The sequence below is a fragment of the Burkholderia sp. BCC1998 genome (assembly GCF_905339875.1).
In the GTDB taxonomy this organism is placed as follows: Bacteria; Pseudomonadota; Gammaproteobacteria; order Burkholderiales; family Burkholderiaceae; genus Burkholderia.
Genome location: NZ_CAJPHE010000004.1, coordinates 67,725 through 93,297, shown reverse-complemented (window position 1 = coordinate 93,297; position 25,573 = coordinate 67,725). Strand labels below are relative to the sequence as shown.

Genomic DNA, 25,573 nt, shown 5'->3' with positions numbered 1-25,573 from the left:
ATGGCGCGCGGGCAGCCCGGCATTGTAACGCCGGGCCGGCCGCATGCCGGCGGCCTCAGGGTGGCGGCAGGGCGGGCGCGCTCAGCGGGCCGCTTCGTGGCCGAGCTTCAGGAACCGGTAGTAGACGGTTTCCGCGTTGAACACGGCGATCATGAAGCCCGCGCGGCCGTCGAGAAACCCGCGCCGCAGCACGTAGGTCCGCACGAACGCCCATGCGGCGCGCGCGAGCGCCTTGCCGAAGCCGCCGCGCTGGCCGGCCGCGCGGCGCTGGCGCGCGCCGGCCGTCGAATACGCATCGAGCTTGCGCACGACGGTTTCGAAATCCTCGTATGAATAGTGCATCAGCTTGCCCGGCAGCCGCTGCGCGGGCGTGTCGAAGACGAGCCGTTCGTGCACCAGGTCGTCGGAGAAGCGGGCGGTGCCGCGCCGGAACAGGCGCGGCACCCAGTCCGGATACCAGCCGCTATGGCGGATCCACTGGCCGCAGAAGCTCGACAGCCGGTCGAGCGCGTAGACCTGCGCGGCCGGCGTGCGGATGGCCGCGCGGATCGACTGTGCGAGTTCCGGGCTGACGACCTCGTCGGTGTCGAGCGACAGGATCCAGTCGGTGTCGAGCGCGTCGAGCGCGCGGTTCTTCTGCGGGCCGAAGCCCGGCCAGTCGCGCTCGACGATCACGCGGGCGCCGTGCGCGCGGGCGATCTCGACCGTATCGTCGGTGCTGCCGCCGTCGATCACGACGACGTCGTCGGCGAAGGTCAGCGCGTCGAGGCACTGCGCGAGCCGCGCGGCCGCGTTGAGGGCGATGAGGGCGACGCCGAGGGTGGGTTCTGCCATGAAATCGTCGAAAAGGCGGAGAAAACGGTGAGCGGCAGTATACCCGCGCTCAGGCAGCCGGCCGCTTCGGCGACGGCCATGCCGGCGGGGGCGGTCCAGCTATAATGTTGGGCCTTTTTCGGCACCCGCCGGACGGGGCGAATTCCGGGCAGTCACGCCCCGGGCGCCGCGTCGCGGCTCAAGAAGGATTGCCTTGGAAACCCAGAACACTCTTCGCAAACCGATGGACGGCACCGGTACCTCGCCGCTCACGGTCCTCAAGCGCCTGTGGCCGTACATCCGGCCGCTCATCGGCATCGTGCTGCTCGCCGTGATGACGATGGGCGTCGTCGCGGCCACGGAAGCCGGGATCCCGGCGCTGCTCAAGCCGCTGCTCGACCACGGCTTCGGCTCGCACGGCAGCGACAGCGCGAAATGGTACGTGCCGATCGCGGTGATCGGCCTCGCGCTCGTGCGCGGCGTGTCGCAGTACACGTCGAATTACCTGCTCAACTACGTATCGAACCGCATCCTGCTGCAACTGCGGCTCGAGATGTTCCAGCGGATGCTCCACACCGGCGCGTCGTTCTTCCAGCGCGAGACCGCGAGCACGGTGATCAACGCGATCGTGTTCGAGGTCAACCAGATCCTGTCGGTGCTGACCGGCGTGATGGTCACGCTCGTGCGCGACTCGCTGACCGTGGTGTTCCTGCTCGGCTACCTGTTCTACCTGAACTGGCGGCTCACGCTGATCGTCGCGGTGATCCTGCCGGGCATCGGCTGGCTCGTCAGCAAGATCAACCGCCGCCTGCGCCGCCTGAACCGCGAGCACCAGACGCTGACCAACGAGTTGTCGTACATCGTCGAGGAGACGGTCGGCGGCTACAAGGTCGTCAAGGTGCACAACGGCGAAGCGTACGAGATGGACCGCTTCACGACGATGAGCAAGCGCCTGCGCGGCTACGCGATGCGCATGACGATCTCGGGCGGGCTCGCGCAGCCGCTCACGCAGTTCCTCGCGTCGATCGCGCTCGCGGTCGTGATCACGATCGCGGTCGTGCAGTCGACCAACGACCAGACGACGGTCGGCGGTTTCGTCGCGTTCGTCACGTCGATGCTGCTGGTGATTTCGCCGCTCAAGCATCTGATCGACGTCAACCAGCCGCTGCAGCGCGGGATGACGGCCGCCGAGCTGATCTTCGGGCTGATCGACGAGCCCGCCGAGCCGCAGGGCGGCGGCCGTGCGCTCGCGCACGCGCGCGGCGAGATCGAATTCCGCGACGTGTCGTTCGACTACGGCGCCTCCGAGCGGCCGACGCTCGACCGCATTTCGTTCAAGGTCGCGCCGGGCGAGATGATCGCGCTCGCGGGGCCGTCCGGTAGCGGCAAGACGACCCTCGTGAACCTGCTGCCGCGCTTCTTCGATCCGACGGGCGGCGCGATCCTGGTCGACGGCGTGCCGGTGGCCGACTACGACATCCACGCGCTGCGCGGCCAGATGGCGATGGTCAGCCAGGACGTCGTGCTGTTCAACGACACGATCGCCGCGAACGTCGCGTACGGGCAGACGCCCGACCGCGCACGCGTGCAGGCGGCGCTCGAGGCCGCGAACCTCGCCGACGCGGTCGCCGCGATGCCCGACGGGCTCGACACGCTGGTCGGCGGCAACGGGATGCGACTGTCGGGCGGTCAACGGCAGCGGCTCGCGATCGCGCGCGCGATCTACAAGGACGCGCCGATCCTGATCCTCGACGAGGCGACTTCCGCGCTCGATTCGGAATCCGAGCGTCACGTGCAGGCCGCGCTCGAGCGGCTGATGGAAGGGCGCACGACGCTCGTGATCGCGCACCGGCTGTCGACGATCGAGCGCGCGGACCGGATCCTCGTGCTCGAAGCCGGCAAGATCGTCGAAGAGGGCAGCCACGAAGAACTCCTGCGCCACGGCGGGCTGTACGCGCACCTGCACCGGATCCAGTACCAGCAGCAGGCGGCGTGACACAAAGTCGGGTCGCACCCGTGTGCTAGTCTTGATTGGGCAAGTCCAGTTGTTTCCGGTTCGACGTGACAACACGGAGGGAAGGACGATGAGGAAGATGCACGGGATGATGCTGGCCGCGCTGGTTGCGGCGGGTTTCGCCGCGCCGGTCGCGATGGCGCAGGGGCACGGCAACGACGACAACCACGGTGACCACGGCAATCACGGCATGCACCGCGGTCACGGCCCGAAGCACATGCCGCCCGGCCAGGCGATGCATCGCGACGACGACGTACCGCCGCGCTGGGCCGACCAGCCGCGCCGCGACTGGCACAAGGGCGACCGGCTCCCGGACGAATTCCGCGATCGCCAGTACGTGGTCGACGACTGGCGCGGCTATCGGCTGAGCCCGCCGCCGCGCGGCTATCACTGGGTCGGCGTCGGCGGCGACTATCTGCTCGTGCAGATCGGCTCGGGCATCGTGCTGCGGGTCGGTCCGTAACACCGGCCACACCTGCCGCCGCTCATCGCTTCATCCGGATGCCGGGGCGTGCGTCCCGGCATCCGCGTCACTTGTCCTGGTCCGACTTCGCCGCCCGGCGGAACCAGCGTCGCTCGATCCGCGACATTGCCCAGCACACCGCCAGCGCGCAGACGGTGCCGAGCGCGACTTCCCCGAGCCGCATCAGCGGAATGTCCCACAGCGGGCCGTTACCCGGAAACAGCAGCACGATCGTCGCGGTGACGCCGCCGAGCCGCGCCGCGCTGCCGACGTTCAGGCACCAGCAGCCGACGATCGTGATCGCGAGCGCGATCGCATAGGCGACGAGGCGATCGCCGCCGAGCGCGGCCCCCGCGAAGCCGACCACGCCGCCGATCATCGCGCCGATGAACTGGTCGCGCGACAGCGACATCGTGTCCGAATAGTTGTGCTGCGTGACGGCGATCGCGGTGATCGCCGCCCACACGGCCTGCTCGGTGTGCAACGCGCGGCCGATCGCGTATGCGAGGCACGCGCCGCACACGGCCTGCAGCGCCATCAGCGCGCCTTGCGTGAGGCGTTCGCCGAAAGTCAGCCCCTTGAACAGATCGAAGATCGACTGCTGGATCTGCTGGCGGGCTTCGTTGAGGGTCCTGATCGTATCCATCGTGTCGGCCAAGAAGCGGGGCGGCGGTGCGTGTGTCAGTGCGCCTGTTCGGACGAGGCGGCGGCCGGCGTGCCCTCGGGTGCGTCGCCGTTCTCGACGCGCGTTTCGGGCATCGCGAGCCAGACGAGCAGGACCGCGAGGGCACCGGCGGCGGCTAGCCCGAAGAAGCTGATCGCATTGCCGAAGTGATCGGCGACATAGCCGGCCACGGCCGTGCTGAGCGTCGCGCCGATCCCGGCCGCGAGCCCGAACAGCCCGATGCACAGGTTGTAGCGGCCCTTGCCGCCCGCGACGTCGGCCGCGATCAGCGGCAGCATCACGCCGAACACGGCCGCGCTGATGCCGTCGAGCATCTGCACCGGCACGAGCAGGTACGGGCTGCTCACGCCGGCGAACAGCAGCGCGCGCACCGGCAGCGCGGAGAAGCCGAGCAGCAGGATCGGCCGGCGTCCCCAGCGTTGCGAGGAACGGCCGACCCACGGCGACAGCATCGCGACGATCGCCTGCGGCACGATGATGCACGCGGCGATCACGAGCTGCACGTTCTCGCCCATCCCGGCCGTCACTTCGCCGGCCGCGAGGTTGAGCATCGCCGCATTCGACAGGTGGAACAGCACGACGCACGCCGCGAAGATCAGCATCCGGCGATCGCGCAGCAGTTCGAGCAGCGTCTCGCGGTGCTCGCCTTCGTCGTGATCGTCGGGTTTCGACGAATGCGGGATCACTTCGTGCGTCGGCTGGATCATCGCGAGCGCGAACAGCGCGGGCAACGCCAGCACGGCGGTCAGCCAGAACACCGCGCGCGCGGAGAAATACTCGCCGGTGAGCCCCATCAGGCCCGCCGCGACCGCGCTGCCGATTGACGCCCAGCGTGCGTTGCGGCCGAGCCGGTCGCCGAGATCGGCACGGCCGACCAGCGAGAACGAGATCGCGGCCATCGCCGGCACGAGCATGCAGCTCGCGAAGCCGTGGAACACTTCGGCCGCGATCACCGGCACGATCGTCGGGCTCGACGCGAGCAGCACCGCGGACAGGATGATGGCCGCGATCGCCCACGCGGCCGCGCCTTTCTTGTTCTTCAGCGCATCGACGGCCGCGCCGCCCGGCACCTGGCTGACCATCGCGCTGATCGTGCCGATCGACAGCACCATGCCGATCTCGCCCTGCGTCCACTTGTGCGACGCGAGGTAGGACGCGATGAACGGACCGAACCCGGTTTGAACGTTTGCAACGAAAAAGTTGAGCCAGTCGAGGGACCGCAGACTGCGCACGCTGACGGAATGCTTGATCGTCATCGGGTGGCACTCGCAGACGAAGCCGGCACCGGTGCCGGGGCAACGGGCGGGAAGACCGCGACGATCGGCTTGTCGGCCGCGTAGGGCGGCGACGCCTTGATCTGCGCATCGTTCAGGTCGAGCTGCGGATGCAGCGCCTTGTCGCGCGTGACGAAGCGCAGCGCGCCCCAGCTCGCGGCGATCGAGCGGCGGTCGGTGTTGACGAGCCCGCCGAGGTCGAGCACGACCGCCTGCGGCTGCGCGGCGCGGTCGATCAGCACGTCGACGATGCGGCCGATCTTCGTGCCGTTCGGGCGCTCGACATCGCTGTCGAGCATCGGCAGTCGCGTCGCGGGCGACGCCGCGGCCGAACCCGACAGCGGCACGGCCTTCGGCCGCGCGGCCGGGGGCAGGTCGCCCGACGGCACGTCGAGCACGATCGGCTCCTGTTTGCCGCCCGGCGTGAAGCGGAACACGTTCCACGGGAAGATGACCTTGCGGTCGCCGACGCCCATGAAGCCCTGCAGGTTGACGATCATCTCGCGCGGCTTGCCGCTCGCGTCGGCCACCATGTCGACCGCGCGGCCGATCACCTTGCCGTTGCGGCGCGCGACCTCGCTGTCGAGCAGCGCATGGATCTGGGTGCGGTCGAGCGGGCGCGTCGCGACGATCGGGGCGGGCGGTGGTGGCGGAGGCGTCGGTGTTTCGGGGCGCTGCACGGGTTTCGGCCGCGTCACTTCGCGGTGCGGTTTCTTCGGTGCTTCCGGCGCTTCCGGCTGCGTCGGCGCCGGCACGGGCGGCATCGTCAGCGGTTCGCCGGCGGTTTCCTCGACGGGCTCGACGAGCGCCTCGCTGATCGGCGCGGGCGGATTCTGCGTCGGCAGCAGCCCGCAGCCGGACAGCAGCGCGGCGGCGAGAACGAGGAAGACCGTCGAGGACGGGAACGACATGCGGGATGCGGGAAACGGAAGTCCGCCGCTCATTGACACTCACTCCATGGGTCGGGGGCCGGGCCCGGAGGGGCGCGGCTGGCGATGGATGGCGGGTGCGGGCGGCGCACCACGCGAGGTGAGAGTTTAACGTGTCTTCCTTTCAGGACCGATTTCTGCGGAGGATTGGACGCGGGATGGGGGGAAAGGACCGGAACAGGGCAGGGAATAGCAGGAAAACGGCGAAGTAGGAAAACGACAGGTAAAGGGCAGGGAAAGGGGCAGGTAAACGGGCGGGGATCGATCGCCGAGAGCGGGCGCCCGCCATCGGATCCCTCAGCGCGCACGGCACCCGACCGTTGACGACAGGTCGGGCGCCGCACGGGCCGCCGGCGTGGCGTTACTTGACCAGCCCGCCGAGCGTCGTCGTCACCGGGGCGAGCAGGCCGCCGCCGGTCTTCGACAGCGCGCCGGTGCCGCTGCCGCCCGCCAGGCCGCCGACCGGCGCGCTGCCGGCCGCCGCCGTCACGGTGCCGACCGCCGAGGTGAGCGCGCCTGCCGGATTGCCGCCGCCCGTCGCGCCGCCGAGGGCGCCGGTCGACAGGAGCCCCGTCACCGGGGCGAGCGGATTCGTCGCGGCGCTGCCGCCGCCGAGCAGCGCCGTGCCCGCGGTGGCGACCGTGTTGCCGGTCGCGGTCACGACGTTGCCGACGCCGGTCGTGACCGGATTGTTGCCGGTGTTCGCGAGCGTTGTGCCGGCGTTCGCGACACCGTTGCCGACGGTCGTCACGAGATTCGTCAGCGGTGCGCCGAGCGGCGTGCTCGCCGCGGCCGTCTGTGTGAGCGAGCCGACCGTCGTCGTGATCGGCGTGATCGCCGAGCTGGCCGCGCCCGTCACCTGTGCGACCGGGCCGGTCGACAGTTGCGTGCCGAGCGTCCCGCCGCCGCCCGCGATCGTGTTGCCGAGCGTCGTCACGGCACCGCCGACGGGCGACGTGACGGGCGCGAGCGGCGCCAGCGCCGAACCGCTCGCGCCGAGACTCGACACGACGCCACCCGTCGCGGCGACGGCCTGGCCGAGATTCGTGACCACGCCACCCGTGCTGGCGACCGTCGTGCCGACCGGATCCGACGATGCGCCGAGCTGGCCGAGGCCCGAACCGAGGCCGGTGCCGAGCGTCGTGACGGCCGCGCCGACGTCCTGCACCACCGTGCCGAGCCCTTGCGTCGTCGCGGGGTTCGTGCCGGGCAGCGTTTGCGACGCGATTGCCGTGCCGACACCCGATATCGCGCCGCCGCCGGCCGTCACGATGTTGCTCGACGCCGCGGTCGTCTGGCCGACGCCGTTGGCCGACGTGCCGCTCGAGCCGTTCCCCGTGCCGCCGGTCGATGCCGTCGGATCGCCGGACCCCGACCCGGAACCGCCGGTGCCCTGGCTCAGCGAGCCGGAGCCGCCGCACGCGGACAGCGACATCAGCGCCGCGGTACCGGCCGCGATCATGATCATTCGGAGTCCTTCTTGATGAATGGTGGGCGTGTTCATGTCGTCCTCGTCTCGATTATGGAAATGGATCAGGCGGCCTTCGTGTGCGCCGGTGTGTCGTCGCTGCGGAAGGGACGCGGCGGGCGCATCGTCGTTGTCTCCCTGATTGGCCTGTCGCCGTGCCGCGTATTCGCCTGAGTCGGAACCCGGAGCGCTTGCAGGACGCATTGCGTTGCATTCTTTCGTCTTGCTTGCCGATCGTGCCGGAAATCACCGGATTCGTACGATCAGAGTAGGTCCACGGCGGCGAGACGTCTTTTAATGATCGTTAAATTGAAGTAAGCGTCCGATTCACTGCCGGAATCGGGGTAATCACGATCGACACGAGGTGAGTCGTGTGATGGAGGCGGGAGGGACGGTGCGAGGGGAAGGCGGGACGGCGGCGCCTGCGTGGCCCGCCGTCGCGGCGGGCAGGCGCGGCGGGCAGGCGCGGGGCGCTGCCCGAGGGGCGGCGTAACGGGGGCGTCAGGCGTCCGGATACCACGCGTCGGTGAATTCGCTGACCCGGACGTCGGTCAGCTCCGGACGTGCGGCCAGCCACGCACGCACGTTCTCGCGGTCGGCATCGGTGGTCGTGCCGCGCGGCGCGCCGGAGATCACGTAGGCGCCGATCCCTTCGTCAGCGGAGGCGACGGTCAGCAGCCCGTTCGCTTCGACGAAATCGATGAACGCATCGATCAGCTGGCCACGCTCGAGGTCGGACAGCTCGTTGCGGTATTGCGCGGCCGCGTTGAACGCGAGTTCCTGGAACTCGGCGATGTGGAGTTTCTTGCGCTGGCGGCGGTTGTGGCGTTGGCTCATGGTGTGTGGTGAGTGAATGTGAGGGGGAAAGGATAGCGCGGCGGCCGCTGCTGGCACGATGTCGACGTGCCGCGCAGCTCGAGCACGCAGCGAGTGGCCCGAGCGTTGCGTCGTCGCGATACCGGTTTGTCGCGCGGTTGATCATGAAACCATTGTTAAACAATCGGTCGACCGGGATTTCTCGGCGTGGCTTGGCCCGGCGGCTCATCGCGCGTATGACCGAATGATACAGGGATGGCGAGCCGCTTCGGCTTTGCTAAGGTCGGCGGCTATTCGAACAACAACGAGGGCCGTATGTCGGACAATCGCTATTCGTACAATGGTCGTGTCGATCTCAAGCCGGCGGATTTGTTTTTCTGGATCGCGATCGATGAGATCCAGCGGCGCGTCGGGTTCGATGACCTTGCGGCCGCTTCGGCCATGTTGCTGGGTCAAGCCGATGTGCCGGCACCAGGAAATTCGCTGCGGCGACCAAGGGCACATCGGTCGCCTCAATTGCTGCGCGCAAGCTGTTGCCGATTCAGATGAGAATGCGATTGCCAATGATCATGTCGGTGGGCGCTCAGGGTGTACGTATCGCGTCCACGCGGAATCTCGGTGCATGGGTCGGCCGAACCATCCCCGTGGTCGGGGAGTTGTTCTTGGCCGCCGACGCGGCCGTCATCATGTTCAACACGGTGCGTCGCTACAACGCCGTCGTCAAACTTGAAAACAGGGTGTTCTGATCGTGTCTGCCGCTAGGTGGGAAAAGCTTGCCGCATTTGCGCGCGAAGAGCTCGGTCGCCCGTTGTTCGGCGGCCAATTGCGAATCGAGCCGTCGTCACGTCTCGAGGAGGATCTGCGCGTGACGGGAATCGATGCAATCGAATTCATCGACAAATGGGCCGAAACGTTCGGTGTGAATGCTGCCGAATTCCCTTACGACCGCTACTTCGGCCCTGAAGGGCAGGAGATGGTGACGACGTTTCTCGCGCTGTTTTCCGAGCGTTACCGGAAGCGACCGCGTGTGCCCCTTACCCTCGGCATGCTGGAAGAAGCAATGCGCATCGGCCGATGGGATACGGACGCGATCGAGAGCGTTGCACGAGACCAGGTCGCTCGTGGGAAATGAGCCCACGAATCGGCGAAATGCAAAAAGCCCGCTTGCTGTCGCAAAGCGGGCTTCGATGTTTGGTTGCGGGGATAGGATTTGAACCTATGACCTTCGGGTTATGAGCCCGACGAGCTGCCAGACTGCTCCACCCCGCGGCGCGAATTATAGTGATACTGCTGCGGTGCGTCAAACGCTTAGTGACCAAAGTTGAAATCAAGCGGCCGTGCTTCGCTCGCCAGGGGGCGCTTACGTTGCCCGAGCCCTCGCAGCTCGGCGTGCCAATTGATATTTTTGCTCGATGCCCGCGGCAAGGGTGGGGGGGCGATCTCCCGATTCGGAGATCGCCGCGCATGACCTTACATCAGCACGATGTCGTATTGCTCCTGGCTCAGGTTCGACTCGACCTGCAGCGACACCGGCTTGCCGATGAAGTCGATCAGCATCGCGAGATGCTGCGACTCCTCGTCGAGGAACAGGTCGATCACCTGTTGCGCGGCGATCACGCGGAATTCGCGCGGATTGAACTGGCGCGACTCGCGCAGGATCTCGCGCAGGATGTCGTAGCACACCGTGCGCGACGTCTTCACCTGGCCCTTGCCCTGGCAGGTCGGGCACGGCTCGCACAGCACGTGCGCGAGCGATTCGCGCGTGCGCTTGCGCGTCATCTCGACGAGCCCGAGCTGCGAGAAGCCGTTGACCGTCACGCGCGTGCGGTCGCGCGACAGCGCCTTCTTCAACTCGGACAGCACCGCGTCGCGATGCTCGGCGTTCTCCATGTCGATGAAGTCGATGATGATGATCCCGCCGAGGTTGCGCAGCCGCAGCTGCCGCGCGATCGTATGCGCGGCCTCGAGGTTGGTCTTGAAGATCGTGTCGTCGAAGTTGCGCGCGCCGACGTAGCCGCCGGTGTTCACGTCGATCGTCGTCATCGCCTCGGTCTGGTCGATCATCAGGTAGCCGCCCGACTTCAGGTCGACGCGGCGCGACAGCGCGCGCTGGATCTCCGTCTCGATGTTGTACAGGTCGAACAGCGGCCGCTCGCCGGTGTAGTGATGCAGCTTCGGGCTCACCGCCGGCGTGAATTCGTTCGCGAATTCCGCGAGGCGCTGGTACGTCTCGCGCGAATCGACCTGGATGCGCGTCGTGTCGTCGTTCGCGAAATCGCGCAGCACGCGCTGCGCGAGATCGAGATCCTGGTACAGCAGGCTCGTCGCCGGCAGCCGCTGCGCCTGGGCCACGATGGTCGTCCAGGTCTTGCGCAGGTAGGCGACGTCGCCGGCCAGTTCGTCGGAGGTCGCGTCCTCGGCGATCGTGCGCACGATGTAGCCGCCTTTCTCGTCCGGCGGGATCACGGCGGTCAGCCGCGCACGCACGGCCTCGCGCTCGGCCTCGCTCTCGATCTTCTGCGAGATGCCGATGTGCGGCTCCTGCGGCAGGTAGACGAGCGTGCGGCCCGCGATGCTGACCTGCGTCGACAGTCGGGCGCCCTTCGTGCCGATCGGATCCTTGATTACCTGGACCATCAGCGTCTGGCCTTCGAACACGGTCTTCTCGATCGGCTGGTGCGGCGCGCCCGACTGCGGCTCGCCCGCGAGGCGCGGATGCCAGATGTCGGCGACGTGCAGGAACGCCGCGCGCTCGAGACCGATGTCGATGAACGCCGACTGCATGCCGGGCAGCACGCGCACGACCTTGCCGAGGTAGATGTTGCCGACCCGCCCGCGCGACAGCGTGCGCTCGACGTGAAGCTCCTGCACCGCGCCTTGCTGGACGAGTGCGACCCGCGTTTCCTGCGGCGTGAGGTTGATCAGGATTTCTTCGTTCATGGTGCGATTCAGAAGGCGACGCGCGCGGTGCGCAGCAACGCGGCAGTCTCAAAAAGGGGCAGACCCATGATACCCGAATGGGAACCGTCGATTCGCTCGATGAATTCGGCCGCGCGTCCCTGGATCGCGTAGGCGCCCGCCTTGCCGAACGGTTCGCGGGTGTCGACGTAGCGCTCGAACGCGTCGCGCGGCGCGGCCGAAAAGCGCACCGACGAGCGCGACAGCGCGGGCGGCAGCAGTTCGCCGTCGGCGCCGACCACCGCGACGGCGGTCAGCACCTCGTGTTCGCGGCCTGCGAGGCGGGTCAGCATCGCGAGCGCGTCGTCGGCATCGGCCGGCTTGCCGAGGATCGCACCGTCGATGGTCACCGTGGTGTCCGCAACCAGCACCGGCGCGGCCGGCTTGCCGCTCGCGACGAGGCGCGAGCGCGCGGCCTCGGCCTTCGCGACGGTCACGCGCCGAACATACGCATCGGCGGCTTCGCCGGGCAGCTCGGCTTCGAGCGCCTCGGCGTCCTCGTCGGGGCGCGGCAGCAGCAATTCGAAGCGCACGCCGATCTGCTGCAGCAGCTCCTGGCGGCGCGGGCTTTGCGAAGCGAGGTAAAGGGTCGGGAAAAGGGCAGGGGGCGTGCTGGACGGCATGGTGTCGTTATCTCGTTGAGCGCGCGCGGCGCGCGTCCCGAGGACGGCACGTCATGCGCGATGGTAGGGGTGATTCTGCGTGATGCTCCACGCGCGGTAAAGCTGTTCGGCAAGCAACACGCGCACCATCCCGTGCGGCAGCGTCATGCTCGAGATGCGCAGCAGCAGGTCGGCGCGCGCCTTGAGTTCCGGATCGAGCCCGTCGGCGCCGCCGATCACGAACGCGACGTCACGGCCGTCCTGCTGCCAGCCGGGCAGCGCCTGCGCGAGCTGCATGGTGGTCCAGTCGCGGCCGCGCTCGTCGAGCGCGACGATGCGTGCGCCCTTCGGCAGCGCGGCCTCGATCTTCTGCCGCTCGGCCGCCATCACGCTTTCCGCGCTGCGGCCGCCCGAACGCAGTTCGGGCTTGATCTCGCGCAGCTCGATGCGCAGCTCGGGCGGCATCCGCTTCGTGTATTCGTCGAAGCCGGACGCGATCCAGCCGGGCATCTTGTGGCCGACCGCGAGGATGAAAAGCTTCATCGGGACGACTCGCTGCGGCTCAGCGGCGGCGGGCAGCCGTCTTGCGCGCCGGGCGTGCGGGCGCTTCTTCCTCGTCGTCCTCTTCTTCGCTGGCGGTCGCGAGACCGTTCGGACCCTTGCCTCCGCCGAGTTTCATCCGCACGGGCTTGTCGCCCCAGATTTCCTCGAGGTTGTAGTACTGGCGCAGCGCCGGCTGCAGGATGTGCACGATCGCGTCGCCGCAGTCGACCAGCACCCATTCGCCGGTGTCTTCGCCCTCGGAGCTGACGATGTCGCCGCCGGCTTCCTTGACCTTGTCACGCACGCTCGATGCGAGCGCCTTGGTCTGGCGGTTCGACGTGCCCGACGCGACGATCACGCGGTCGAACAGTTCGGTCAGGTGGCTGGTGTTGAACACCTTGATGTCTTGCGCCTTGATGTCTTCGAGAGCGTCGACGATCACGCGCTGCAGTTTGCGGATATCCATGGAATCAGGAATGGTAGAGACGATGTTGAAGAATATAGGCCCAGACGGCGGCCGGCACATGCTCGGCCGACGCATCGGGCATTTGCGCGTGACGCGCGATGCATTCGCGCAGGTGCGCGCGGATGTCGGTTGCGGCGATATCGAACGCCAGCGTCGTGTCGATCAGCAGGTGGCCGGCCGGCGTCGCCTTCAGCACGTCGGCACCGGCCTGCCGCCGCGCGATTTCCCGCGCGACGTCCGGCGGCGCCGCGCCGAGGTCGAAGCCCGGGCGCGTCGACGCGCACACGTGCGCGTAGTCGAACAGCTTGCGCCAGTCGCGCCACGTGTCGAGCCGCACCAGTTGGTCGGCGCCGATCAGCAGCGCCAGCGACGCATCGGGGCCGATCCGCTCGCGCCAGCGTGCGAGCGTCTCGACCGTATAGGTCGGCCCCGCGTGCTCGATCTCGTCGGTCGCGACGGTGACCGTCACGCCGGGCAGCGACAGCGAGCCGGCAGCGGCGCGCGTCATGGCGAGCCGGTGCTCGGCGGCCGACACGTCGCGCTTCTGGTACGGCTGCCCGGCGGGCAGCAGCGCGAGTTCGGTCAGGCCGAGCACGTCGGCGAACCGGCGCGCGAGCGCGAGGTGGCCGTCGTGGATCGGATCGAACGTGCCGCCCAGCAGGCCGATACGACGTGACAGCGGCTGCGGGGCGGGGCGGGTGGTGGTGTCCAGAAAAACGTGTCCTGTTCTTGAGGCGGCGGGGCGCGACGGGCTCAGACCCAGTCGCGCGGCACGAGGAACTCGCTCAGGCGCGCTTCCGGCGAGCCCGGCTCGGGCTGCCAGTCGTAACGCCAGTGCGCGACCGGCGGCATCGACATCAGGATCGACTCGGTCCGGCCGCCGCTTTGCAGCCCGAACAGCGTGCCGCGGTCGAACACGAGGTTGAATTCGACGTAGCGGCCGCGCCGGTAAGCCTGGAAGTCGCGTTCGCGCTCGCCGTACGGCAGCGCGACACGGCGTTCGACGATCGGCAGGTACGCGTTCAGGAACGCGTCGCCGACGTTTTGCATCATCTCAAACGAGCGTTCGAATCCAGGCTCGGAGAAATCGTCGAAGAAGATCCCGCCGATGCCGCGCGTCTCGTTGCGGTGCTTCAGGAAGAAATACTCGTCGCACCACGTCTTGAAGCGCGGGTAGAGCTCGGCGCCGAACGGTTCGAGCGCGTCCTTGCAGGTCTGGTGGAAATGCCGCGCGTCGTCCTCGAACGGATAAACCGGTGTCAGATCCATGCCGCCGCCGAACCAGAAAATCGGCGCCTCGCCGGGCTTCGTCGCGATCAGCATCCGCACGTTCATGTGCACGGTCGGGCAGTACGGGTTGCGCGGATGCAGCACGAGCGACACGCCGAGCGCCTCGAAGCCACGGCCGGCCAGCTGCGGGCGCGCGGCGCTCGCCGACGGCGGCAGCGCATCGCCCGCGACGTCGGAAAAACCGATCCCCGCGCGCTCGAACACGCGGCCGCCTTCGAGAATCCGCGTGCAGCCGCCGCCGCGCAGGCGCTCTTCCGGCCCGCGCTGCCACGCGTCGGTCGCGAGCGGCGTGCCGTCGAGCGCGCCGAGCGCATCGGCGATGCGTGTCTGCAGGCCCTGGAGATACGTGCGCACGCGCGCCACGTCGTAGGTCGAATCGGTCATGTCTGGACTGGCTGCCCCCGCGCGAAGCGGGGGCCGTAAAAAAGGCATCTGCCGGGCATTCTATCGAACCCCGGCAGAGGAGGCCGCCGTTTGCGACGGCAAAGCGGCGGTCAGGGTGTTACGTGCTCTTGCGATTCAGCGCGCGGAAGCCGATGTCGCGGCGGTACTGCATGCCTTCGAAATTGATCTGGTTGATCGTGTCGTACGCATGCTGCTGCGCTTCGCGCACCGAATCGGCGAGGCCGACCACGCACAGCACACGGCCGCCGGACGTCGTCAGCTTGTCGCCGTCGAGCGTCGTGCCCGCATGGAACGTCACGGCCTGTTCAGTCTCGGCCGGGATCCCGGTGATGCGGTCGCCCTTGCGCGGCGCGTCCGGATAGCCGTGCGCGGCCAGCACGACGCCGAGCGCGGTGCGGCGGTCCCAGTCGAGCTCGACCGTGTCGAGCGTGCCCGCGATCGCCTGTTCGACGACCTTCGAGAAATCGCTCTTCAGGCGCGCCATGATCGGCTGCGTCTCGGGGTCGCCCATCCGGCAGTTGAATTCCAGCGTGCGCGGATTGCCTTCCTTGTCGATCATCAGGCCTGCGTACAGGAAGCCCGTGAAGCGGATGCCGTCCTTCTCCATCCCGCGCACCGTCGGCATGATGATCTCGCGCATCACGCGTGCGTGCATCTGCGGCGTGACGATCGGCGCGGGCGAGTAGGCGCCCATGCCGCCCGTGTTCGGGCCGCGGTCCTCGTCGAGCAGGCGCTTGTGGTCCTGGCTCGACGCCAGTGCCAGCGCGTGCTTGCCGTCGACCATCACGATGAAGCTTGCTTCCTCGCCATCGAGGAATTCCTCGATCACGACGCGCGCGCCGGCGTCGCCCAGCTTGTTGCCCGACAGCATCATGTCGACCGCGGCGTGCGCTTCTTCCAGCGTCATCGCGACGACGACGCCCTTGCCGGCCGCGAGGCCGTCGGCCTTCACGACGATCGGTGCGCCTTTCGCGTCGATGTATGCGTGCGCGGCAGCCGCGTCGGAGAAGGTTTCGTAGTCGGCGGTCGGGATGCCGTGGCGCTTCATGAACGCCTTCGCGAAATCCTTCGAGCTTTCGAGTTGCGCGGCTTCGCGGGTCGGGCCGAACACCTTCAGGCCGCGCGCGCGGAACAGGTTGACGATGCCGGCCGCGAGCGGCGCTTCCGGCCCGACGAGCGTGAACGCGACGCCTTCGCTTTCCGCGAAATCGGCCAGCGCGTCGAGCGACGTGATGTCGACGTTCTTCAGACGCTCGTCCTGCGCCGTGCCGCCATTGCCGGGCGCGACGTAGACCATCTGGACGCGCGGCGACTGCGCGAGCTTCCACGCCAGTGCATGTTCGCGACCGCCGGAACCGACGACGAGTAGTTTCATGGGATTCCCCGCAGACTAGAAAACAGGGCGGCCGGCACGCTCAGGCGCGCCGGCCGCGAAATCGGTCGGGCCGCCGTCGCAACGCTGCGCACGGCGGCCGGCATCTCATTCCTCGACGATGACGGCGTTCGTATACACCTCCTGCACGTCGTCGAGGTTCTCGAGCGCGTCCAGGAGCTTCTGCATCTTCGCCGCATCGTCGCCGGTAAATTCGACTTCGTTCTGCGGCTTCATCGTCACTTCGGCGAGTTCGGCCTTGAAGCCCGCGGCTTCGAGCGCGTCCTTCACTGCCGAGAACGCCTGCCAGTCGCACAGCACTTCGATCGAGCCGTCGTCGTTCGTGCTGACGTCGTCCGCGCCGGCTTCGAGCGCCGCTTCCATCAGCGCGTCTTCCGACGTGCCGGGCGCGAACAGGAACTGTCCGACGTGATCGAACATGAACGCGACCGAACCGTCGGTGCCCATGTTGCCGCCGAACTTCGAGAATGCGTGACGGACTTCCGCGACCGTGCGGGTGCGGTTGTCGGTCAGCGTGTCGACGATGATCGCCGCGCCGCTGATGCCGTAGCCTTCGTAACGGATTTCTTCGTAGTTCGCGCCGTCCGCGCCGCCGACGCCGCGGTCGATCGCGCGCTTGACGTTGTCCTTCGGCATGTTCGCGTCGGCCGCCTTGTCGACCGCGAGACGCAGGCGCGGGTTCGAACTCGCGTCGCCGCCGCCGAGGCGGGCCGCGACCTGGATTTCCTTGATCAGTCGGGTCCAGATCTTGCCGCGCTTCGCGTCGGCTGCTGCCTTCTTATGCTTGATGTTGGCCCATTTCGAATGACCAGCCATACCTTTCTCCGTGCCCGGGCGCGCTGCGCGGGCGATTGTGCCAATGTGTCGTTGAATCGGCGGCCGTCTGGGCGGGCATGAAGCCGCGGGGCCGCGCGTGTCGAGTGGAACGTGATTTTATCACGCGGCGACCGTCGCTTCGGGGCCGCCGCGCATGGCCGAACGGCCGGGCGGGCCGTTGCGGCGTGCCGGGCCGCGCGGCCCGGCGGCATCGTCTGTCAGTTCTTGGTGCCGAACAGGCGGTCGCCCGCGTCGCCCAGGCCCGGCACGATGTACGCATGCTCGTTCAGGTGCGAGTCGAGCGACGCGACGAACAGCTTCACGTCCGGGTGCGCGTCCTGGAACACCTGCACGCCCTCGGGCGCGGCGACCAGCGCGACGAACATGATGTTCGCGGCCGGCACGTTGCGGCGCTTGAGCACGTCGACCGCGTGCACGGCCGAATAGCCGGTCGCGACCATCGGGTCGCACAGGATGAAGATGCGATCTTCGAGATCGGGCAGGCGCACCAGGTATTCGACCGGGCGGTGATCTTCCGCGCGGTACACGCCGATGTGGCCGACGCGCGCGGACGGCACCAGGTCGAGCAGGCCATCCGACATCCCGATGCCGGCGCGCAGCACGGGCACGATCGCGAGCTTCTTGCCCGCGATCACCGGTGCGTCGACCGCCACCAGCGGGGTTTCGACCCGCTTGGTCGTGATCGGCAGGTTGCGGGTGATCTCGTAGCCCATCAGCAGCGTGATCTCGCGCAGCAGTTCGCGGAACGTGCGCGTCGACGTGTCCTTGTCGCGCATGTGGGTCAGCTTGTGCTGGATCAGCGGGTGATCGGTGATGAAGAGATTCGGGAAACGGCTGTCCTGTTTCATGACGGGGTGCCTTGGCGGCAAAAGGGGATCGGGGGCGGCGCCGGCGCCAGGCCGGCCGCCGCTCATGGCCGCAATTTTACCAAGGCGCGCCACGTGATCCGGATATTATCGACGTCTCACGACAATCCGCGCGCCGTGTTCGCCCGCTCGCGACCGTTCGCGACCGTTCGCCCGCCCGGCGAACCGGCCTGCGACCCGTCGGCGACCCGGCCCGGCCGGCGCGCGTCGCCATAAAGGAATCGACGATGGATCTCGGCATCGCAGGAAAGACCGCGCTCGTGTGCGCGGCGAGCAAGGGGCTCGGGCGCGGCTGCGCGGAAGCGCTGGCCGCCGAGGGCGTGAACCTCGTGATCGTCGCGCGCACGCGCGACACGCTGGAGGAAACCGCGGAGGAGATCCGCGCAGGGTCGAACGTGTCGATCACCGCCGTCGCCTGCGACATCACGACGCCCGACGGCCGCGCGGCCGCGCTCGCCGCGTGCCCGCAGCCGGACATTCTCGTGACGAATGCCGGCGGGCCGCCGCCCGGCGACTTCCGCGATTTCTCGCACGACGACTGGATCCGCGCGCTCGAGTCGAACATGCTGACGCCGATCGAGCTGATCCGCGCGACCGTCGACGGGATGATCGGCCGCGGCTTCGGCCGGATCGTCAACATCACGAGCTCGGCCGTGAAGGCGCCGATCGACGTGCTCGCGCTGTCGAACGGCGCGCGCTCGGGGCTGACCGGCTTCGTCGCGGGGCTGTCGCGCAAGGTCGCGGGGCAGGGCGTGACGATCAACAACCTGCTGCCCGGGCTGTTCGACACCGACCGGATCGCGACGACGCTCGCCGCGTCGGCGAAGGCGCACGGCGTGAGCGTCGACGAGATGCGCGCGCGTCGCGCGAAGGAAATCCCGGCCGGGCGCCTCGGCACGCGCGCCGAATTCGGTGCGGCGTGCGCGTTCCTCTGCAGCGTGCATGCCGGCTATATCACCGGGCAGAACTGGCTGCTCGACGGCGGCGCGTATCCGGGCACGTTCTGACGCGCGCACCGCCGTTCAAACATACGACAACAATCGACCCACGAAGGAAACGGAGATGAGCAAACCCCGCATCGCACTGATTGCGCACGACGCGAAGAAGGACGAGATCGTCGCGCTCGCGGGCCAGTACCGCGCGACGCTCGCGCAATGCCGGCTGGTCGCGACCGGCACCACGGGCGGCCGCATCGCCGCCGCGCACGGGCTCGAGGTCGAGCGCAAGCTGTCGGGGCCGCAAGGCGGCGACCTGCAGATCGGTGCGGAGCTGGCCGAAGGCCGCGTCGACATCGTCGTGTTCCTGCGCGACCCGATGACCGCGCAGCCGCACGACCCGGACATCACCGCGCTGGTGCGCGCATGCGACGTGCACGACGTGCCGGTCGCGACCAACGTCGCGACCGCGCGGATGCTGCTCGACGATCTGGCGCGCAACATGCAGGACGTTTGCTAGGCGTTCGGCCAGCCCGATTGCCCCTGCTAATGGCAGGGCCATGCACGCCCGGCGGCGACGCGCGAGAATCGGGCGTCGCGACGCGCATCGGCCGCCGGTTCCTGCCTGCACCGGTCGGCGTCGGCCCGTGCGTCGGCGACCCGAATATCCCCCTGACCGATTCAGAAACGAGGAGCGAAACGATGCCGAAAGCAATCCGATACGACCAGGCAGGCGGCCCGGACGTGATGAAGTGGGTCGACGTCGAGGTCAGCGAGCCGCAGGCGGGCCAGGTCCGCGTCAAGCAGCATGCGGTCGGGCTCAACTATATCGACGTGTATTTCCGCACCGGCCTCTATCCGCAGCCGTTGCCCGCCGGGCTCGGGATGGAGGCGGCCGGCGAGGTGACGGCGGTCGGCGATGACGTGACCGCGTTCAAGCCCGGCGACCGCGTCGCCTATGTGTGGTCGTCGCCCGGCGCGTACGCGCAGGAGCGCGTGCTGCCCGCCGACCGCCTCGTCAAGCTGCCGGACGGCATCAGCTACGACGCAGCGGCGTCGGTGATGCTGCAGGGCCTGACCGCGCACTACCTGCTGCGCCGCACGTATCCGGTCAAGGCCGGCGACACGATCCTGATCCATGCCGCGGCGGGCGGCGTCGGCCTGCTGGTCTGCCAGTGGGCGAAGGCGCTCGGCGCAACGGTGATCGGCACGGTCGGCTCCGACGAGAAGGCCGAACTCGCGAAAGCGCACGGCTGCGACCACCCGATCGTCTACACGCGCGAGAACTTCACGCAGCGCGTGAGGGCGATCACGAGCGATGCGCTCGTGCCGGTCGTCTACGATTCGATCGGCAAGGACACCTACATCGGTTCGCTCGACTGCCTCGCGCCGCTCGGGCTGTTCGTCAGCTTCGGCAACGCGTCGGGCCCGCTGCCGCCGATCGACTCGAAGGAGCTCTCGTCGCGCGGTTCGCTGTTCTTCACGCGGCCGACGCTGTTCTCGTACATCGCGAAGCGCGCCGATCTCGAAGCCGCGGCCGCCGAGCTGTTCGACGTGATCCTGTCGGGCAAGGTGAAGACGAGCATCAACCAGCGCTATCCGCTCGCGGAAGTCGGCCGCGCGCATGCCGACCTCGAGTCGCGCAAGACGACCGGCTCGACGATCCTCGTTCCCTGACGCATCCCTTCGCGCCGGCACCGCGCCGGCGCGCACCCTGGCGGGCGGCGCCGGTCGCCGTCCGTCCAGTCTTCGTCTCGACCGACGTTCGGTTCGCTGTTCCGCCCGACGTCCCGCCAGCTGTCCCGCCGCCGTCCCACCCGCCGTTCCACCCGCCGTCCCCCGCCGCACGCGTTTACGCGTTTTTTATACCGGCCCGATGACCTTTGACCCGTCCTTTACGCGCGTTCCCATAAGGTTCTAGTCGTCCGATTTCGACGACGGAGAACACAAAAATGGATGGGGTTTTCATCGGCGCACTGGTGCTGTTCACAGCGCTGATCCTCGGTTTGCTTGCCGGTTGCGAGAAGCTCGTGCAATACGGCCGCGGGGGGCGCGCATGACCTGGATGCTTTGGCTGGCGGGTGCCTCGACGGCCCTGCTGTTCGCGTATCTCGTCTTTGCGCTGCTGCGCGCGGAGGACATCGAATGAACGCGAACAACCTGTTGCAGACGCTGCTGTTCATCGTCGTGCTGCTTGCGGCGGCCGTGCCGGTCGCGCGCTACCTGACGGCCGTGATGGACGGCAGCTCGCGCGTCGTGCGCGTGTTCGGACCGCTCGAGCGCGCGCTGTACCGCATCGCCGGCGTCGACGCCGGCACCGAGATGAACTGGAAGCGCTACGCAGTCGCCACGATCGCATTCAACGCGCTCGGCGCGTTGTTTCTCTACGGCCTGCTGCGCCTGCAGGGTTTCCTCCCCGGCAATCCGCAGCAGTTCGGCGCGATGACGACTGACGGCGCATTCAACACGGCCGTCAGCTTCGTCACCAACACGAACTGGCAGGACTACACGCCCGAGCAGACCGTCAGCTACCTGACGCAGATGCTCGGCCTGACCGTGCAGAACTTCCTGTCGGCCGCGACCGGCATCGTCGTCGTGATCGCGCTGATCCGCGGTTTCGCGCGCCACACCGCGCAGACGATCGGCAACTTCTGGGTCGACCTCACGCGCGTGACGATGTACGTGCTCGTGCCGATGTCGGTGGTGATCACCGCGCTGCTGATGAGCCAGGGCGTGATCCAGAACATGAAGGCCTACCAGGACGTGCCGGTGCTGCAGACGAGCACCTATGCGGCGCCGAAGCTCGACGCGCAGGGCAACCCGGTGAAGGACGACAAGGGTAACGCGGTCACGGTGCCGACGCAGCTGACGAAGCAGACACTCGCGATGGGCCCGGTCGCGTCGCAGGAAGCGATCAAGATGCTCGGCACCAACGGCGGCGGCTTCTTCAACGCGAACTCTGCGCATCCGTACGAGAACCCGACGCCGTTCGCGAACTTCATCCAGATCTTCGCGATCCTGATCATTCCGGCCGCGCTGTGCCTCGTGTTCGGCCGGATGATCGGCGACCGCCGGCAGGGCATCGCGGTGCTCGCGGCGATGACGGTCGCGTTCGCGGTCGCGATCGGCGTCGAGGTGAGCGCCGAGCAGGCCGGCAACCCGACGCTCGCCGCGCTGCAAGTCGACCAGTCGACGAGCGCGCTGCAGCCGGGCGGCAACATGGAAGGCAAGGAAACGCGCTTCGGCATCGCGCAGACCGGCATCTTCACGGTCGCGACGACGGCCGCGTCGTGCGGCGCGGTCGACACGATGCACGATTCGCTGACGCCGCTCGGCGGTCTCGTGCCGATGCTGCTGATGCAGCTCGGCGAGGTGATCTACGGCGGTGTCGGGTCCGGTCTCTACGGAATGCTGGTGTTCGCGCTGCTCGCGGTGTTCGTCGCGGGCCTGATGATCGGCCGCACGCCGGAATACGTCGGCAAGAAGATCGAGTCGTACGAGATGAAGATGGTGTCGATCGTCGTGCTGCTCACGCCGCTGCTCGTCTTGGTCGGCACGTCGATCGCGGTGCTGGCCGACGCGGGCCGTGCCGGCATCGCGAACCCGGGCCCGCACGGCTTCTCGGAAATCCTGTACGCGTTCAGCTCGGCCGCAAACAACAACGGCAGTGCGTTCGCGGGCCTGACGGTCGGCACGCCGTTCTACAACTGGATGACCGCGATCGCGATGTGGTTCGGCCGCTTCGGCACGATCGTGCCGGTGCTGGCGATCGCCGGCTCGCTCGCCGCGAAGAAGCGCATCGCGGTGACGAGCGGCACGCTGCCGACCCACGGCCCGCTGTTCGTCGTGCTGCTGCTCGGCACCGTGATGCTGGTGGGCGCGCTGACCTACGTGCCGGCGCTCGCGCTCGGCCCGGGCGTCGAGCATCTGATGATGTGGCTGGGCGCATGACGCACGAGCGCATGGCGACACCTTGCAAAGACTGAAGAGATTGAAGAGATCGCAATGACTCAACATTCCGCAACACGGTCCATGTTCGATCCGGCGCTGCTGCGCCCGGCGATCGTGGATTCGTTCAAGAAACTCACGCCGCGCACGCAGTTCCGCAACCCGGTGATGTTCTGCGTGTACGTCGGCAGCATCCTGACCACGATCCTGTGGATCGCGGCGCTCGCCGGCCAGGCCGAGGCGCCCGCGGGCTTCATCCTCGCGATCGCGCTGTGGCTGTGGTTCACCGTGCTGTTCGCGAACTTCGCCGAAGCGCTCGCCGAAGGGCGTTCGAAGGCGCAGGCCGCGTCGCTGCGCAGCGCGAAGAAGGACGTGATGGCGAAGAAGCTCAACGAGCCGCATCCGAAGTCGCCGATCCGCATCACGACCGCGTCGGACCTGCGCAAAGGCGACGTCGTGCTGGTCGAGGCCGGCGACGTGATCCCGGCCGACGGCGAAGTCGTCGACGGCGTCGCGTCGGTCGACGAATCGGCGATCACCGGCGAATCCGCGCCGGTGATCCGCGAATCGGGCGGCGACTTCTCGTCGGTGACCGGCGGCACGCGCGTGCTGTCCGACTGGATCGTCGTGACGGTCACCGCGAACCCCGGCGAGGCGTTCCTCGACCGGATGATCGCGATGGTCGAGGGCGCGAAGCGCAAGAAAACGCCGAACGAGGTCGCGCTGACGATCCTGCTCGTCGCGCTGACGATCGTGATGCTGCTCGCGACCGCGACGCTGCTGCCGTTCTCGATGTTCTCGGTCGAAGCGATGAAGGCCGGCCACGTAGTGACGATCACCGCGCTCGTCGCGCTGCTGGTGTGCCTGATTCCGACGACGATCGGCGGGCTGCTGTCGGCGATCGGCGTGGCCGGGATGAGCCGGATGATGCAGGCGAACGTGATCGCGACGTCGGGCCGCGCGGTGGAAGCGGCCGGCGACGTCGACGTGCTGCTGCTCGACAAGACCGGCACGATCACGCTCGGCAACCGCCAGGCGTCGATGTTCGTGCCCGCGCCGGGCGTGAGCGAGGAGGCGCTGGCCGATGCGGCGCAGCTGTCGTCGCTCGCCGACGAGACGCCGGAAGGCCGCAGCATCGTCGTGCTCGCGAAGGAACGCTTCAACATCCGCCAGCGCGACATGGCGCAGCTGCATGCGACCTTCCTCGGCTTCTCCGCGCAGACACGGATGAGCGGCGTCGATCTCCCGGGTCGCGAGATCCGCAAGGGTGCGGCCGATGCGATCCGCCGCTACGTCGAGACGCACGGCAGCCGCTTCCCGGATGAAGTGCGCCGCGCGGTCGACGACGTCGCGCGTCGCGGCAGCACGCCGCTCGTCGTGGCCGACCTGCACGACGGCGTTGCGCGCGTGCTCGGCGTGATCGAGCTGAAGGACATCGTGAAGGGCGGCATCAAGGAGCGCTTCGCGGAACTGCGCAAGATGGGCATCAAGACCGTGATGGTGACGGGCGACAACCGGCTGACGGCCGCGGCGATCGCGGCGGAAGCGGGCGTCGACGACTTCCTCGCGGAAGCGACGCCGGAAACCAAGCTCGCGACGATCCGCGAGCACCAGGCGGCGGGGCGCCTCGTCGCGATGACGGGCGACGGCACCAACGACGCGCCGGCGCTCGCGCAGGCCGACGTGGCGGTGGCGATGAACACCGGCACGCAGGCGGCGAAGGAAGCCGGCAACATGGTCGACCTCGATTCGAACCCGACGAAGCTGATCGAGATCGTCGAGATCGGCAAGCAGATGCTGATGACGCGCGGCTCGCTGACGACCTTCTCGATCGCGAACGACATCGCGAAGTACTTCGCGATCATCCCGGCCGCGTTCGTGACGACGTACCCGCAACTGCGCGTGCTCGACATCATGCATTTGACGTCGCCGGCCTCCGCGATCCTGTCCGCGGTGATCTTCAACGCGCTGATCATCGTCGCGCTGATCCCGCTCGCGCTGAAGGGCGTCACCTACCGGCCGCTCGGCGCCGCGTCGCTGCTGCGCCGCAACCTGCTGGTGTACGGCCTCGGCGGCGTGCTGCTGCCGTTCCCGTTCATCAAGCTGATCGACATGACGCTCGCCGCGCTCGGCTGGGCCTGATGCGCCGCATTTGAAGGAACCCTCATGAAAACGTTGATTCGCCCGCTCGTCGTGATCTTTGTCGTCCTGACCGCCGTGACGGGGCTCGCCTATCCGGCCGTGATGACCGTGTTCGGCCAGGCCGTGTTTCCGTCGCAGGCGAACGGCAGCCTGATCGAGCAGGGCGGCCGCGCGGTCGGCTCCGCGCTGATCGGCCAGCCGTTCGATGCGCCGAAGTATTTCTGGGGCCGCCTGTCGGCCACCGCGCCGATGCCGTACAACGCGACCGGCTCCGGCGGCTCGAACCTCGGCCCGCTGAACCCGTCGCTCGCCGACCAGGTGAAGGCGCGCATCGCCGCGCTGCGCGACGCCGGCACCGACATGTCGAAGCCCGTGCCGGTCGACCTCGTGACGGCGTCGGCGAGCGGCCTCGATCCGGAGATCACGCCGGCCGCCGCCGCGTACCAGGTCGAGCGCGTCGCGAAGGCGCGTAACCTGACCGCCGACGCGGTCGCGCAGCTCGTCGCCGCGAACACGGCGGGCCGCCAGTTCGGCGTGCTCGGCGAGCCGCGCGTGAACGTGCTGAAGCTGAATCTCGCGCTCGACGCGGCGCAGGCCGCGCACTGAACGCGCGGCCGGGCTCCCGGCGCGGCAACCGGCGTGCGGCGCGGCCCGATCCGCGCCGCACGCGCTTGTCCGACGGCGCATGCGCCGTCTTTGCCTTTTGCGGCGATTTGGAACCACAAT

25 protein-coding genes, 1 tRNA gene and 1 pseudogene are annotated in these 25,573 nt (G+C 68.2%); 11 read left to right on the top strand and 16 right to left on the bottom strand.

All coding sequences use genetic code 11. The features are described from left to right. Positions 1-81: 81 nt before the first annotated feature. The gene (locus tag U5A56_RS09030; RefSeq protein ID WP_044844716.1) at positions 82-834 is read right to left on the bottom strand and encodes a glycosyltransferase family 2 protein; all 753 of its coding nucleotides are present in this window, start codon (positions 832-834) and stop codon (positions 82-84) included. Positions 835-1,057: 223 nt separating this feature from the next. Here U5A56_RS09030 and msbA point away from each other — a divergent pair, with 223 nt between their 5' ends. Both msbA and U5A56_RS09020 read left to right on the top strand, forming a co-directional pair. Then, on the top strand, positions 1,058-2,809 hold the full coding sequence (gene msbA, locus U5A56_RS09025) for a lipid A export permease/ATP-binding protein MsbA (RefSeq protein WP_260426288.1): 1,752 nt from the start codon (positions 1,058-1,060) through the stop codon (positions 2,807-2,809). 88 nt (positions 2,810-2,897) lie between these two features. After that, complete coding sequence (locus tag U5A56_RS09020) at positions 2,898-3,290, top strand: RcnB family protein (protein WP_321802112.1); 393 nt, start codon at positions 2,898-2,900, stop codon at positions 3,288-3,290. Positions 3,291-3,357: 67 nt separating this feature from the next. Here U5A56_RS09020 and U5A56_RS09015 read toward each other — a convergent pair whose 3' ends face one another. The 5 genes from U5A56_RS09015 to U5A56_RS08995 all read right to left on the bottom strand — a co-directional run bounded on the left by U5A56_RS09015 (position 3,358) and on the right by U5A56_RS08995 (position 8,483). Continuing rightward, complete coding sequence (locus tag U5A56_RS09015) at positions 3,358-3,936, bottom strand: FUSC family protein (protein ID WP_321921926.1); 579 nt, start codon at positions 3,934-3,936, stop codon at positions 3,358-3,360. 35 nt (positions 3,937-3,971) lie between these two features. Further along, positions 3,972-5,231, bottom strand: coding sequence for an MFS transporter (locus U5A56_RS09010; RefSeq protein WP_321820509.1), 1,260 nt, complete (start codon positions 5,229-5,231; stop codon positions 3,972-3,974). Then, entirely contained in the window at positions 5,228-6,193 is a 966-nt protein-coding gene (locus tag U5A56_RS09005; protein ID WP_321921923.1) for a PRC-barrel domain-containing protein, read from the bottom strand. The genes U5A56_RS09010 and U5A56_RS09005 overlap by 4 nt, the downstream gene beginning before the upstream one ends. A 346-nt stretch (positions 6,194-6,539) precedes the next feature. Next, a complete protein-coding gene (locus U5A56_RS09000) occupies positions 6,540-7,682 on the bottom strand; it encodes a collagen-like triple helix repeat-containing protein (RefSeq protein ID WP_321921921.1) in 1,143 nt (380 codons plus the stop codon). Between the two features lie 465 nt (positions 7,683-8,147). Further along, positions 8,148-8,483, bottom strand: a complete 336-nt coding sequence (locus U5A56_RS08995; protein WP_044844709.1) for a YggL family protein — start codon at positions 8,481-8,483, stop codon at positions 8,148-8,150. A 294-nt stretch (positions 8,484-8,777) separates the two neighbouring features. Between U5A56_RS08995 and U5A56_RS37135 the strand changes: the two are divergent. Next, a pseudogene (locus tag U5A56_RS37135) lies at positions 8,778-9,208 on the top strand (STM2901 family protein). 2 nt (positions 9,209-9,210) lie between these two features. Next, entirely contained in the window at positions 9,211-9,594 is a 384-nt protein-coding gene (locus tag U5A56_RS08980; RefSeq protein WP_044844708.1) for a DUF1493 family protein, read from the top strand. Positions 9,595-9,654: 60 nt separating this feature from the next. Here the strand turns inward: U5A56_RS08980 and U5A56_RS08975 are convergent. From U5A56_RS08975 to upp, 10 genes are all read right to left on the bottom strand, one after another. After that, positions 9,655-9,731 (bottom strand) — tRNA-Met (locus tag U5A56_RS08975). A 201-nt stretch (positions 9,732-9,932) separates the two neighbouring features. Beyond that, the gene (gene rng / locus U5A56_RS08970) at positions 9,933-11,402 is read right to left on the bottom strand and encodes a ribonuclease G (protein WP_044844707.1); all 1,470 of its coding nucleotides are present in this window, start codon (positions 11,400-11,402) and stop codon (positions 9,933-9,935) included. Positions 11,403-11,410: 8 nt separating this feature from the next. Next, entirely contained in the window at positions 11,411-12,043 is a 633-nt protein-coding gene (locus U5A56_RS08965; protein WP_321921915.1) for a Maf family protein, read from the bottom strand. Between the two features lie 51 nt (positions 12,044-12,094). After that, positions 12,095-12,565, bottom strand: coding sequence for a 23S rRNA (pseudouridine(1915)-N(3))-methyltransferase RlmH (gene rlmH / locus U5A56_RS08960; RefSeq protein WP_044844705.1), 471 nt, complete (start codon positions 12,563-12,565; stop codon positions 12,095-12,097). Between the two features lie 19 nt (positions 12,566-12,584). After that, positions 12,585-13,031: a ribosome silencing factor gene (gene rsfS, locus U5A56_RS08955; RefSeq protein WP_044844704.1), complete on the bottom strand. Its 447-nt coding sequence runs from the start codon at positions 13,029-13,031 to the stop codon at positions 12,585-12,587. Between the two features lie 4 nt (positions 13,032-13,035). Beyond that, positions 13,036-13,743, bottom strand: a complete 708-nt coding sequence (locus U5A56_RS08950; protein ID WP_321922183.1) for a nicotinate-nucleotide adenylyltransferase — start codon at positions 13,741-13,743, stop codon at positions 13,036-13,038. 41 nt (positions 13,744-13,784) lie between these two features. Next, entirely contained in the window at positions 13,785-14,705 is a 921-nt protein-coding gene (hemF, locus tag U5A56_RS08945; protein WP_321921912.1) for an oxygen-dependent coproporphyrinogen oxidase, read from the bottom strand. 118 nt (positions 14,706-14,823) lie between these two features. Next, positions 14,824-16,101, bottom strand: coding sequence for a phosphoribosylamine--glycine ligase (purD, locus tag U5A56_RS08940; RefSeq protein WP_321921910.1), 1,278 nt, complete (start codon positions 16,099-16,101; stop codon positions 14,824-14,826). Between the two features lie 105 nt (positions 16,102-16,206). Then, positions 16,207-16,935 carry a YebC/PmpR family DNA-binding transcriptional regulator gene (locus U5A56_RS08935; RefSeq protein WP_044844700.1) on the bottom strand — a complete coding sequence of 243 codons (729 nt, stop codon included), beginning with the start codon at positions 16,933-16,935 and terminating at the stop codon, positions 16,207-16,209. A 218-nt stretch (positions 16,936-17,153) separates the two neighbouring features. Continuing rightward, the gene (upp, locus tag U5A56_RS08930; RefSeq protein ID WP_006478229.1) at positions 17,154-17,804 is read right to left on the bottom strand and encodes a uracil phosphoribosyltransferase; all 651 of its coding nucleotides are present in this window, start codon (positions 17,802-17,804) and stop codon (positions 17,154-17,156) included. Between the two features lie 245 nt (positions 17,805-18,049). Between upp and U5A56_RS08925 the strand changes: the two genes are divergently transcribed. The 7 genes from U5A56_RS08925 to kdpC all read left to right on the top strand — a co-directional run bounded on the left by U5A56_RS08925 (position 18,050) and on the right by kdpC (position 25,453). After that, positions 18,050-18,829 carry an SDR family oxidoreductase gene (locus U5A56_RS08925; protein ID WP_321921908.1) on the top strand — a complete coding sequence of 260 codons (780 nt, stop codon included), beginning with the start codon at positions 18,050-18,052 and terminating at the stop codon, positions 18,827-18,829. A gap of 55 nt (positions 18,830-18,884) precedes the next feature. Beyond that, complete coding sequence (locus U5A56_RS08920) at positions 18,885-19,277, top strand: methylglyoxal synthase (RefSeq protein WP_044844698.1); 393 nt, start codon at positions 18,885-18,887, stop codon at positions 19,275-19,277. A 182-nt stretch (positions 19,278-19,459) separates the two neighbouring features. After that, the gene (locus U5A56_RS08915) at positions 19,460-20,434 is read left to right on the top strand and encodes a quinone oxidoreductase (RefSeq protein WP_321921905.1); all 975 of its coding nucleotides are present in this window, start codon (positions 19,460-19,462) and stop codon (positions 20,432-20,434) included. Positions 20,435-20,813: 379 nt separating this feature from the next. After that, a complete protein-coding gene (kdpF, locus tag U5A56_RS08910) occupies positions 20,814-20,906 on the top strand; it encodes a K(+)-transporting ATPase subunit F (protein WP_006752209.1) in 93 nt (30 codons plus the stop codon). Then, complete coding sequence (gene kdpA / locus U5A56_RS08905; protein WP_321921904.1) at positions 20,903-22,708, top strand: potassium-transporting ATPase subunit KdpA; 1,806 nt, start codon at positions 20,903-20,905, stop codon at positions 22,706-22,708. The genes kdpF and kdpA overlap by 4 nt, the downstream gene beginning before the upstream one ends. Before the next feature lie 54 nt (positions 22,709-22,762). Next, positions 22,763-24,847 carry a potassium-transporting ATPase subunit KdpB gene (gene kdpB / locus U5A56_RS08900; RefSeq protein WP_321802118.1) on the top strand — a complete coding sequence of 695 codons (2,085 nt, stop codon included), beginning with the start codon at positions 22,763-22,765 and terminating at the stop codon, positions 24,845-24,847. 24 nt (positions 24,848-24,871) lie between these two features. Then, on the top strand, positions 24,872-25,453 hold the full coding sequence (gene kdpC, locus U5A56_RS08895) for a potassium-transporting ATPase subunit KdpC (protein ID WP_321921903.1): 582 nt from the start codon (positions 24,872-24,874) through the stop codon (positions 25,451-25,453). Positions 25,454-25,573 lie beyond the last annotated feature (120 nt).

What these genes read in the sequence shown, in the direction of transcription:
- U5A56_RS09030 (WP_044844716.1), bottom strand. Translation starts at nt 834, where the DNA reads ATGGCAGAACCCACCCTCGGCGTCGCCCTCATCGCCCTCAACGCGGCC.
- msbA (WP_260426288.1), top strand. Translation starts at nt 1,058, where the DNA reads ATGGACGGCACCGGTACCTCGCCGCTCACGGTCCTCAAGCGCCTGTGG.
- U5A56_RS09020 (WP_321802112.1), top strand. Translation starts at nt 2,898, where the DNA reads ATGAGGAAGATGCACGGGATGATGCTGGCCGCGCTGGTTGCGGCGGGT.
- U5A56_RS09015 (WP_321921926.1), bottom strand. Translation starts at nt 3,936, where the DNA reads ATGGATACGATCAGGACCCTCAACGAAGCCCGCCAGCAGATCCAGCAG.
- U5A56_RS09010 (WP_321820509.1), bottom strand. Translation starts at nt 5,231, where the DNA reads ATGACGATCAAGCATTCCGTCAGCGTGCGCAGTCTGCGGTCCCTCGAC.
- U5A56_RS09005 (WP_321921923.1), bottom strand. Translation starts at nt 6,193, where the DNA reads ATGAGCGGCGGACTTCCGTTTCCCGCATCCCGCATGTCGTTCCCGTCC.
- U5A56_RS09000 (WP_321921921.1), bottom strand. Translation starts at nt 7,682, where the DNA reads ATGAACACGCCCACCATTCATCAAGAAGGACTCCGAATGATCATGATC.
- U5A56_RS08995 (WP_044844709.1), bottom strand. Translation starts at nt 8,483, where the DNA reads ATGAGCCAACGCCACAACCGCCGCCAGCGCAAGAAACTCCACATCGCC.
- rng (WP_044844707.1), bottom strand. Translation starts at nt 11,402, where the DNA reads ATGAACGAAGAAATCCTGATCAACCTCACGCCGCAGGAAACGCGGGTC.
- U5A56_RS08965 (WP_321921915.1), bottom strand. Translation starts at nt 12,043, where the DNA reads ATGCCGTCCAGCACGCCCCCTGCCCTTTTCCCGACCCTTTACCTCGCT.
- rlmH (WP_044844705.1), bottom strand. Translation starts at nt 12,565, where the DNA reads ATGAAGCTTTTCATCCTCGCGGTCGGCCACAAGATGCCCGGCTGGATC.
- rsfS (WP_044844704.1), bottom strand. Translation starts at nt 13,031, where the DNA reads ATGGATATCCGCAAACTGCAGCGCGTGATCGTCGACGCTCTCGAAGAC.
- hemF (WP_321921912.1), bottom strand. Translation starts at nt 14,705, where the DNA reads ATGACCGATTCGACCTACGACGTGGCGCGCGTGCGCACGTATCTCCAG.
- purD (WP_321921910.1), bottom strand. Translation starts at nt 16,101, where the DNA reads ATGAAACTACTCGTCGTCGGTTCCGGCGGTCGCGAACATGCACTGGCG.
- U5A56_RS08935 (WP_044844700.1), bottom strand. Translation starts at nt 16,935, where the DNA reads ATGGCTGGTCATTCGAAATGGGCCAACATCAAGCATAAGAAGGCAGCA.
- upp (WP_006478229.1), bottom strand. Translation starts at nt 17,804, where the DNA reads ATGAAACAGGACAGCCGTTTCCCGAATCTCTTCATCACCGATCACCCG.
- U5A56_RS08925 (WP_321921908.1), top strand. Translation starts at nt 18,050, where the DNA reads ATGGATCTCGGCATCGCAGGAAAGACCGCGCTCGTGTGCGCGGCGAGC.
- U5A56_RS08920 (WP_044844698.1), top strand. Translation starts at nt 18,885, where the DNA reads ATGAGCAAACCCCGCATCGCACTGATTGCGCACGACGCGAAGAAGGAC.
- U5A56_RS08915 (WP_321921905.1), top strand. Translation starts at nt 19,460, where the DNA reads ATGCCGAAAGCAATCCGATACGACCAGGCAGGCGGCCCGGACGTGATG.
- kdpF (WP_006752209.1), top strand. Translation starts at nt 20,814, where the DNA reads ATGACCTGGATGCTTTGGCTGGCGGGTGCCTCGACGGCCCTGCTGTTC.
- kdpA (WP_321921904.1), top strand. Translation starts at nt 20,903, where the DNA reads ATGAACGCGAACAACCTGTTGCAGACGCTGCTGTTCATCGTCGTGCTG.
- kdpB (WP_321802118.1), top strand. Translation starts at nt 22,763, where the DNA reads ATGACTCAACATTCCGCAACACGGTCCATGTTCGATCCGGCGCTGCTG.
- kdpC (WP_321921903.1), top strand. Translation starts at nt 24,872, where the DNA reads ATGAAAACGTTGATTCGCCCGCTCGTCGTGATCTTTGTCGTCCTGACC.